The 5,173-nt window shown below is 60.3% G+C and carries 6 protein-coding genes; 4 read left to right on the forward strand and 2 right to left on the reverse strand.

Going from position 1 to position 5,173, the window contains the following annotated elements; translation table 11 throughout:
* Positions 1-59: 59 nt before the first annotated feature.
* Positions 60-1,175 carry a cyclopropane fatty acyl phospholipid synthase gene (cfa, locus tag AACZ55_RS15405; protein WP_339647517.1) on the reverse strand — a complete coding sequence of 372 codons (1,116 nt, stop codon included), beginning with the start codon at positions 1,173-1,175 and terminating at the stop codon, positions 60-62.
* A 95-nt stretch (positions 1,176-1,270) separates the two neighbouring features.
* Entirely contained in the window at positions 1,271-1,531 is a 261-nt protein-coding gene (locus AACZ55_RS15410; RefSeq protein WP_339647519.1) for a hypothetical protein, read from the reverse strand.
* Between the two features lie 184 nt (positions 1,532-1,715).
* On the opposite strand from AACZ55_RS15410, the gene AACZ55_RS15415 reads away from it, so the two are divergent.
* The 4 genes from AACZ55_RS15415 (at position 1,716) to AACZ55_RS15430 (ending at position 4,857) form a co-directional block, all read left to right on the forward strand.
* Entirely contained in the window at positions 1,716-2,090 is a 375-nt protein-coding gene (locus tag AACZ55_RS15415) for a YciI family protein (RefSeq protein ID WP_338607333.1), read from the forward strand.
* Positions 2,087-3,346, forward strand: a complete 1,260-nt coding sequence (locus tag AACZ55_RS15420; RefSeq protein WP_339647521.1) for an RNA polymerase sigma factor — start codon at positions 2,087-2,089, stop codon at positions 3,344-3,346. The genes AACZ55_RS15415 and AACZ55_RS15420 overlap by 4 nt, the downstream gene beginning before the upstream one ends.
* A 71-nt stretch (positions 3,347-3,417) precedes the next feature.
* Positions 3,418-4,341: an alpha/beta hydrolase gene (locus tag AACZ55_RS15425; protein WP_339647522.1), complete on the forward strand. Its 924-nt coding sequence runs from the start codon at positions 3,418-3,420 to the stop codon at positions 4,339-4,341.
* A 117-nt stretch (positions 4,342-4,458) separates the two neighbouring features.
* On the forward strand, positions 4,459-4,857 hold the full coding sequence (locus AACZ55_RS15430) for a VOC family protein (RefSeq protein WP_338607336.1): 399 nt from the start codon (positions 4,459-4,461) through the stop codon (positions 4,855-4,857).
* The last annotated feature ends 316 nt before the right edge of the window (positions 4,858-5,173 follow it).

Consider the following 5,173-nt stretch of genomic DNA (forward strand, 5'->3'; position numbering starts at 1 on the left):
GGACACGCGACAAAACAGGGGTTTAGAGCCAAGGATTTGATTCAATCAAATCCTTGGCTCTAGCGCACCGACACATACCCGCCCTGCAGCCCGTCCTTGGAATAAACCACCTGCCACAGATGCACCCAGCGGGCCCGGAAGATGGCGGCGCAGCTGAGCAGGTAATAGCGCCACATGCGATGGAAGCGCTCACCGTAGTTTTCGGAAATCTCGGGCCATGCGGCTTCGAAATTCCGATACCACGCCATGAGCGTCGGATCGTAATCGGCGCCGAAATTGTGCCAGTCTTCCATGACGAGCTTGCCTTCCACAGCGGTCGTGACCTGTTTGGGTGACGGCAGCATACCGTTGGGGAAGATGTATTTTTCCAGCCACGGCTCACCGGCACGGCGGGTCAGGCTGCCCCCGATTGAGTGCATGAGGAACAGCCCGTCATCGGGCAGCAATTCACTGACCTTGGAAAAATAGGGCCGATAATTCTTGTAGCCCACATGCTCGAACATGCCGACCGAAACGATTCGATCGAACTGGCCATCGACGTCCATATAGTCGAGGAGCTTTGTTTCGATCGGCAGGTCTCCGCGGGTTTCATTGGCGTATGCCATCTGTTCCTTGGAGACAGTGATGCCCACCCCCGAAACGCCGTAGCGCTCGGCGGCAAATTTGAGCAAACCACCCCAGCCCGAGCCGATATCGAGGATGCGCATGCCGTCCTTGAGGCCGACCTTGCGACAGATCAGATCGAGCTTGGCTTCCTGGGCGGCATCGAGCGTTTCGGCTTCGCGCCAATAGCCGCACGAATAGATCATGCGCGGGTCGAGCATGCGCCTGTAGAGGTCATTTCCGATGTCGTAGTGTTTTTCGCCAACTTCGCGCACATGCAGCCGCTGGGGATTGAGCACCATGCCCTTGATGGTCAGAAGCGCCAGAGCCGGATCGAACTTGACCCGATTCTGCAATTGCCCGGTCAGGCATCGGTATAGAAACTGATCGACCGCCTCGCTGTCCCACCAGCCGTCCATATAGGCTTCGCCAAGCCCCAGGGTCCCGTGGGTCATGACGCGGCTGAACAGGCGGTCGTCGTGAACCTGGATATCCCAGGGCCGCGAGCCGCCAATTTGGATATCGATTTGCGCTAGAAGATCGGTAATAAACGACTTGAACTTTGCCGACATGGCCCCGCTCAAAAAATATTAGTGACGCGCCAAGGCGCGGGGAAAGACACCTACCTCACTAAAATTTGTGCGTGTTGTCCAGTCCCTTAGTGGGCTTACTGCACCCAATCGTCCGCCTGGCGGGTCGGCGGCGAGTATCCGTCTTCATCATCTGCCGTTTCGAGAATTCCGATCAACTCGGCCACTTTGCCGGTCGGCAGATGATCGCCCTCATTGACCCGCGCCTCATCGGCTTCCAGCCAGACCAGTGCCTTTGTCAAATCCGCCTCGGTGGCTTCGGTCGCCGCTATTTCGGCGGCCAGATGTTCGTCTATGGGACCGAGTACCCGCTCGATTTCACCGCGCGTGAGTGTCATGGCCATATCTCCCAAAAGACCTGCTCACCGATTAATGCGGTGCGCGCCCGATGGGTTGCATGCCGCACTGGCAATAAACGGCAACCCGATGCAATCTGGCTTTCCCTATAACCTATGGAAATTTTCGCCCGCCCTGTCGGATGCGGCGCGCCGGGTGCGTCCTCGCCATACAAGGAGTTTGGCCATGCTCTACGCAATCCTTTGCTACAACGACGAAGCCGCCGTTGGCGGATGGTCGAAAGAACACGACGACAAGATCATGGCCGATCTTCTCGCCGTTCAGAAGCCGCTGGTCGAAGCGGGCAAGATGGGACCGGTGGCTCGGCTGATGCCGACGACTGCCGCCACGACCCTGCGCAAGACCGCTGGCGAGCCGATGGTGCTGGACGGACCTTTCGCCGAAACCAAGGAACAGTTTCTCGGTTTTTACGTCATCGACGCGGAGAGCCTCGAAGAGGTTGTGCAGGTTGTGCGCGATCTGGCCGAGGCCAATCCGGGCATGGGGTCCTATGAGATCCGCCCGGTCCGCGACTTCTTCCCCGGAGCGCAAGCAAAGTGAACGACAAGGATGCCGACTGGATTGGCCTGACACTGGCCGGTGCCCGCCCCCGGGCGGTTGCCGCGCTATACAGGTATTTTCGCGACCTCGACATGGCCGAGGAAGCCTTCCAGGAGGCATGCCTGCGTGCGCTGAAATCGTGGCCGAAAAACGGTCCGCCGCGCGATGCGGCGGCATGGCTGATCCTTGTGGGTCGCAATTCGGGCATCGACAACGTCCGCCGCCGCGCGCGATTTACCGAATTGCCCGAAGAAGATAAGATTTCCGACACCTCCGATGCCGAAAGCAACATTGCCGAGCGGATCGACGATTCCCATTATCGCGACGACATCCTGCGGCTGCTGTTTGTGTGCTGTCATCCGGATCTGCCGGCCACCCAGCAGATTGCCCTGGCCCTACGGATCGTTTCGGGGCTCACAGTCAGGCAGATCGCCCGCGCCTTTCTGGTCTCGGATGCGGCCATGGAACAGCGCATAACCCGCGCCAAGGCGCGCATTGCCAAGTCTGGCGCAAGCTTTGAGACACCCGACGCCGCGGATCGCGCCGAGCGGGTGGGCGCTGTGGCGGCCATGGTCTATCTGGTGTTCAACGAGGGCTACACCTCGGCCGGCGAGCGAACGGAAACCCGCAACACCTTCGCTCTGGAAGCGATCAGGCTGGCCCGGCTGCTGCTCGGGCTGTTCCCGACTGAGCCCGAACTGATGGGCCTTCTCGCCCTTTTGCTCATTCAGCAATCGCGCGACGCAGCGCGGTTCGACACGACCGGCAACATCGTTCTGCTCGACGATCAGGACCGCGCGCTCTGGGATCGCCGCATGATCGACGAAGGGCTTGCGCTTATCGACAAGGCGATGCGGCACCGGCGCCCGGGTGTGTTCCAGGTTCAGGCGGCCATTGCGGCGTTACATGCCCACGCGAAAACGCCCGCCGATACCGACTGGACCGAGATCGAGCTTCTCTATCGGGTGCTCGAGGCGCTGCAGCCCTCCCCCGTCGTTACCCTCAACCGGGCCGTGGCGGTCTCAAAGATCGAAGGGCCGCAAGCGGCGCTCGACCTGATCGAGCCCCTCGCCGATGCGCTGGGTGGCTATTTCTATTTTCATGGACTGCGCGGCGGGCTGCTCAAAGACCTCGGGCGCATCGAGGAGGCACGCATCGCCTTCGACATCGCCATTGCCCACGCCAACACCACGGCAGAGGCCGTTCACATTCGCGCCCATCTCGACAAACTGGGCGGGTCGCCCTCGGGCGCATAATTTTTTTCGCACTCTTGTCGGGGTGCCAATTGGCCGTCCGTCCTATGGGCATCTTACCCAAGGAGGACATCATGTTCATCAAGACCGCATTTGCGGCGATCGCCCTGGCGACGCTTGTTTGTTTCCCCGTCGGCGCACAGGACGCCACCATGGCAGAGACGTTCGATCCCATCGAACTGAGCACGGACGTGCCCGTCCCCTCCGAGGACGGGACCGTCAATATCGACGGGCTGGAGATGTATTATCAGGTCCATGGCGAAGGCGAGCCGCTTGTGCTCATCCATGGCGGGCTGATGACCATCGAGGCATGGGGGCCGATCCTCCCCGCGCTTGCCGAAAACCGCAAGGTCTATGCAATCGAACTCGAGGGCCATGGCCGCACCGTCGATCTCGACCGCCCCCTGTCCATGCAGCAGTTCGCTCAGGATGTTTCGGGGTTCATCGAGCAGATGGATCTGGGGCCCATCGATATCGTGGGCTTTTCCATGGGCGGCGGCACTGCGATGGGCGTGGGAGTCCTGCATCCCGAACTGGTCAAGAGCCTTGTCATCATTTCGGCTTCCCATCAGCCCGATTCGATCTGGGATTCGGTGCGGGCCGGCTGGCCCTATATGACAGCGGAGATGATGGAAGGCACCCCCATGCTTGCCGCCTATGAGGCCGTTGCGCCTCAGCCCGAGCGGTTCTCCGGATTCGTCGACAAGATCAGAGAATCGATGGTTTCGGGAGAGCAAAGCTGGACCGACGAACAGATCGCCTCGATCCCCGTGCCGGTTCTGATGATCATCGGGGATACCGACCTCGTCCAGTTCGACAAGGCCCTCGAGATGTTTCGCCTGCTCGGCGGGCAGTCTTCGACCGGTCCGATGGGTCCCGCGCTCAACACCGCACGCCAGTTCGCCGTGATCCCTGGGGCGACCCACTACGATATCATGTTCAAGACCGACCTTATGCTGCCGCTGATTGAAAGCTTCTTTGCCGCGCAGGCCAGTTGATAGATAGATTCAAGTGGCTGACGGCCGGATTCAGATGTATCGTATTCTGAATCCGGTCTCTGGCATTAGATATTGAAATAAAATGCTTTTTCCGAGTTCGGCCCGAGGAGGCTCCACATGAAGATCACCCCCTATCTCAACTTCGCCGGCGATTGCCGCGAGGCGATGAGCTTTTACCAGTCGGTGCTGGGCGGCGAACTCGAAATGACCGCTCACAAGGATACGCCATCGGCCGAGCACGTCCCCGCCGAGATGCAGAACCAGATCATGCACGCGGCCCTGACCTGGCCCGACGGCACGATTTTCGCCTCCGATGCCCCCATGGCGCAGGCCAATTCCTTTTCCGGCGTCTATCTCTCGGTCCACCCCGAAACCGTCGAGGACGCCGAGCGCATGTTCGCCGCCCTCAAGCAGGGGGGCGAAGTGGAAATGGAACTCGAACAAACCTTCTGGGCCAAACGGTTCGGCATGCTCTATGACCGCTGGGGCGTCAAATGGATGTTCAACGTCGATTAGGGTCAGTGGGGCAGTGATGGGTGTCGGGTCATGCTCTCGGCTCCATCACCAGACATTCACCCACCCCATCGTCATCCTCGGGCTTGACCCGGGGAGTGAGTGCCGTCCGTAGGCAAATCGCTCCGGTGGAGCGATTTGAGGCGCGAACGCCCGGAGCGCTATGCGCGAGGGCAGCAACGCCCGAGGATGACGTGGGTGAAGGTGGAAACGCTGCGTAAAAAACTTTATCCCCGCCCCATCATCCTCGTGCCATTCTCCTCCCACGGCCGCACCAGAGACGAGGATGCATACGAGCTTCCGGTGAGGGCAGGATGGA

The organism is uncultured Pelagibacterium sp., assembly GCF_963972885.1.
Lineage (GTDB): Bacteria > Pseudomonadota > Alphaproteobacteria > Rhizobiales > Devosiaceae > Pelagibacterium > Pelagibacterium nitratireducens.

Coding starts and splice junctions, on each gene's coding strand:
- AACZ55_RS15430 (WP_338607336.1), top strand. CDS start 4,459: ATGAAGATCACCCCCTATCTCAACTTCGCCGGCGATTGCCGCGAGGCG.
- AACZ55_RS15415 (WP_338607333.1), top strand. CDS start 1,716: ATGCTCTACGCAATCCTTTGCTACAACGACGAAGCCGCCGTTGGCGGA.
- AACZ55_RS15410 (WP_339647519.1), bottom strand. CDS start 1,531: ATGACACTCACGCGCGGTGAAATCGAGCGGGTACTCGGTCCCATAGAC.
- cfa (WP_339647517.1), bottom strand. CDS start 1,175: ATGTCGGCAAAGTTCAAGTCGTTTATTACCGATCTTCTAGCGCAAATC.
- AACZ55_RS15425 (WP_339647522.1), top strand. CDS start 3,418: ATGTTCATCAAGACCGCATTTGCGGCGATCGCCCTGGCGACGCTTGTT.